This is a genomic window from Alkalinema pantanalense CENA528, assembly GCF_050753345.1.
In the GTDB taxonomy this organism is placed as follows: domain Bacteria; phylum Cyanobacteriota; class Cyanobacteriia; order Leptolyngbyales; family Leptolyngbyaceae; genus Alkalinema; species Alkalinema pantanalense.
The window spans coordinates 1-3,368 of the sequence record NZ_JBLZFX010000195.1; the positions used below are offsets into that span (position 1 = coordinate 1).

Here is a 3,368-nt window from a genome sequence, read left to right on the forward strand (position 1 = left end):
CCCACCCACCCGTTCCCTTGAGCAATCACCTGACCGATCACACATTCGCTCAACTGGCCGATCTCGCACGCGATCGACCGCACGATCGGCCAGCCCGCCCTTCTGGCAAGATCTCTCCTTTCTCTTACTACTAATCACTTTCCTAGGATTATCCGGCATCGCAACTTGGCGCATTTTCCAAAGCTTCCAATCCAAACCCACCACCAGTCGCATTTCCAACAATCCTGGCATCGACCCCGCCCAACCCACTTCCCAACCCAAGCCAACCGTTGACGAAACTGCCAAGGCTACGGCAAATTCAACGCCATCCAACCCATCAGTTGCAGATCTCTCCGTTGCCCAAAATGTTTTACCCGAAGCTCTTCGATCGCGCATTCAAGACCTACAAATTAATCCGAATTGGCTTATTAGCGCAGTGGATGAACTCTCTGGTCTATCGCCCCACCAACAGATACCCGATCGACAAGGGCAACGCTGGCAGGGTAATTTAACAACATTAATCACTAGTCTTGAAAAATTAAGTGAACAAGCTCGAAAAGGATTAGGGAACTATCGTCGTGCCCATTTTGAACAATGGTTAAAGCAAGGCCCCAACCAACGGGTTAGTGAATCTACCGTAAATCTGATTACGGATACGCAATTTTTTCTCTGGTTTCCCGCGCAACTAGGCCAAGTCCTCAATCCTCGGCAACTGGGCCAAATTTGGTACGCGATCGCCCAAGACCAACTAACGCAACTACCCACTCGTCTCACCCCGGTTCCGGCCAATCAAAATCCCTTTGACCACCAAGGCCGACTGGATTTAGGCGAAAGTCACATTTATCAATTCTCCCGTTCCGCTGGGCAGTTTCTGCAAGTGCAACTCAAAACCAGTCAGGGAGAACCGAAACTCGCGATCGTGCAGGGGAATCAATTCCTAGCCCGAAATATTCGTGAATCCAATTGGTCGGGCTTAACCGCAAAATCGGGAACCTACGAAGTGATTATTTCTGCGGCGAATCAACCTGTGAATTACGCGATTTCGATTCGCGGAAGCAGGCCGTACAAATAAATCTATAACGTCTCACGTCACAATACATTTACGGCATCAACATTGCTGAAATTCTAGAATTTCCTAAGCCGACTTCTGGTTAGTCAGTTTTGTCATAATTCTTTCCTGAAGCTGCGCTTGGAAGCTTGTCGCCACTTCCTCAATCTCCTCGTGAGATAATCCATGGCTGAACTGTTGAGATAGCAGTTCAATCAAAGGTTCCTGATCGATCGAGTGTAACGCCAAAGCCATGACCCGATCGAGCTGTACTCCATAATTCGGCCCCGCACTAATATCGCACCCAGCTTCTTCCTCAAATCGAGCTATTGCCCTAGCCTGCGCCTCAGAAATTTTGAACTCCATCCTGAATTCTCCTTCTCTATCACTCAATCACTAGAATGACCATTTTGATGGGGCAGCAAGGTGTGAGGCAGCATTTCCCATTGGCCTCTAGTCCGTTGAACGTAGAAGATGGCGTTGAGCATCTCGCTCAAGTCCACCTTACGCGGATGCTCAAATCCTTTGGGAGTCGGTAACTTGGGGTCAATGATCCCCCATTCTGCATCGCTCAGGTCACTGGGATAGAGTTGGCGGGCTGGATTAGCAACTTCAGGGAGCCGGCTTATCGTCAACGCTTGAATGCGACACATTTACAATAAAAAATGTCGGGGTCTACCTTTGTCCCTCTTTAGAGTCTCTTTAGAACTCAGTTCTGAGGCGTTCTCTCGGGTTGTAGACTTTAAAGGTCAACGTAAAGGTCAACGGTAAAATCATCCCCTCAACTCAACCACACGCAGTCACCACAACAATGCCATTTTCTTGCTTTCCGACATTACTGATGTATTGCAGTTTGACATGGTCGGTAGTGCTTCCCTTCTCACAATCTCCCGTTTCATCAATTAACGGAATCAAGGAGTGACTGAAGAGGGTTAAAAAGGGGGCTTTAGCCCGATCGCTAAAACCCCAGCCAGTCAGTTATTTCAGATCATTAACCCATTACATCTGAAAACTCAGAGTCCGTGGTATTTCCTTGTTGAAGCGACTCAGTGGAAGCGACTCAGTGGAAGCGACTCAATTGAACTAACTCGATCGAGTCTAGGCCACTAATCAATATTGATGGAAGTTGGGCGAGAGGCCCCCCCATTACTGGCAGTGAATGTATCCGGTACTGTTACCTTACGGAAATCGCTGTACAGCTTATCGCGCCAAGTCCAAAACACATCAAACAGTGGATTGTCAGCCACCCCTGGAACTCCTTGACCCTTCAAGCTTTCCGACACATTTAGGTAATTACCCGTGGGGATCTTGATATACAAGCTCACCCCTGCCACCGCGAAATCTGCCAGAGTGGGCTCATTGCCCACCAAGTAAGGCTGCTCCGACAAAATATCGCAAAGCCAGCTTAAATTCTGGCGTAGTTCCGCTTTAATTTGATCCGGTGACAATCCTACAGGTGCTCCCAGATTGCCCAGAAAATCTAAAGATGGTAAAGAAGTGACTAAATTCTTTACCAAATCGGGCGTGGCATTGGGTAACAAGGCAGTCCGGAAAGCGCTGCTCTGTGCCAGACTCGCAATCAATCCTTTGCGAGCATTAATTCCAAAAACCTGATCGGCCCACTGCTCCATAACCCGGCACACCCCCCGTTGCTGACTTTGGGTTGGGATAATCAGCTTTTCAGGATAGCGCCGATCGAGGTATTCCGCGATCGCGGTAGAATCAGCCACCACGGTTCCCTCGTCTTTAATCACAGGAACTTGGCGCTGGCCTGACAGTTGGAAAATTTCAATCTGTCCCACACCGGGCGTCACTTCGACTTTTTTATAATCCAGACCTTTGTAATCTAGAATCAGCCGCACTTTCTCGGCATAGCTAGACATTTCAAATTGGTAGAGTTCAATCATGGCGCAGTTGAATTGTGTGGCAAGATACGATTGCGTGGCAGGAAAGGGCGGTATAGCAGAACACGGACGAGCCCAGCATCTCCATACACCGATGCATCTTAACGTGAAATTCTTCTGATCGCACGGGGTCATAACCGAACATCACTGCCCTGAATAGCGCCTGAATACCGCCTTATACCAAATCAACTGGTAATTGCAACACATAACGATCCCCCTAAATCCCCCTTAAAAAGGGGGACTTTGAAAGGATTTCTCCGGTTCCCCCTTTTTTAAGGGGGGCTAGCGGATTATCTTGAAAGTCAAGTAGGTTGGGGCAGAACTTGCCCTGGATTAGCTATGGCCGCAGGGTTCCAGAAGGTTCCCTGCTTGACCATGGCATTGAGAATCGTCAGCAACTTTCGCATACAAGCCACTAACGCAACCTTCTTGGCCTT

The 3,368-nt window shown here is 48.6% G+C and carries 4 protein-coding genes and 2 pseudogenes; 1 reads left to right on the forward strand and 5 read right to left on the reverse strand.

Annotation, left to right across the window (positions count from 1 at the left end):
* Positions 1–1,051 (forward strand): hypothetical protein (locus ACN4EG_RS27380; RefSeq protein ID WP_431633456.1); only part of this gene is annotated, 1,051 nt, incomplete at its 5' end.
* Between the two features lie 63 nt (positions 1,052–1,114).
* Here the strand turns inward: ACN4EG_RS27380 and ACN4EG_RS27385 are convergent.
* From ACN4EG_RS27385 to ACN4EG_RS27405, 5 genes and pseudogenes are all read right to left on the reverse strand, one after another.
* Complete coding sequence (locus ACN4EG_RS27385; RefSeq protein ID WP_431633457.1) at positions 1,115–1,393, reverse strand: hypothetical protein; 279 nt, start codon at positions 1,391–1,393, stop codon at positions 1,115–1,117.
* A 23-nt stretch (positions 1,394–1,416) separates the two neighbouring features.
* Positions 1,417–1,662 carry a transposase gene (locus tag ACN4EG_RS27390; protein ID WP_431633458.1) on the reverse strand — a complete coding sequence of 82 codons (246 nt, stop codon included), beginning with the start codon at positions 1,660–1,662 and terminating at the stop codon, positions 1,417–1,419.
* 73 nt (positions 1,663–1,735) lie between these two features.
* Positions 1,736–1,942, reverse strand: a pseudogene (locus ACN4EG_RS27395) (IS701 family transposase); the annotation flags it as partial.
* A gap of 191 nt (positions 1,943–2,133) precedes the next feature.
* Entirely contained in the window at positions 2,134–2,934 is an 801-nt protein-coding gene (locus tag ACN4EG_RS27400) for a glutathione S-transferase family protein (RefSeq protein WP_431633459.1), read from the reverse strand.
* Positions 2,935–3,233: 299 nt separating this feature from the next.
* A pseudogene (locus ACN4EG_RS27405) lies at positions 3,234–3,368 on the reverse strand (IS110 family transposase); the annotation flags it as partial.

What these genes read in the sequence shown, in the direction of transcription:
- ACN4EG_RS27385 (WP_431633457.1), bottom strand. Translation starts at nt 1,393, where the DNA reads ATGGAGTTCAAAATTTCTGAGGCGCAGGCTAGGGCAATAGCTCGATTT.
- ACN4EG_RS27400 (WP_431633459.1), bottom strand. Translation starts at nt 2,934, where the DNA reads ATGATTGAACTCTACCAATTTGAAATGTCTAGCTATGCCGAGAAAGTG.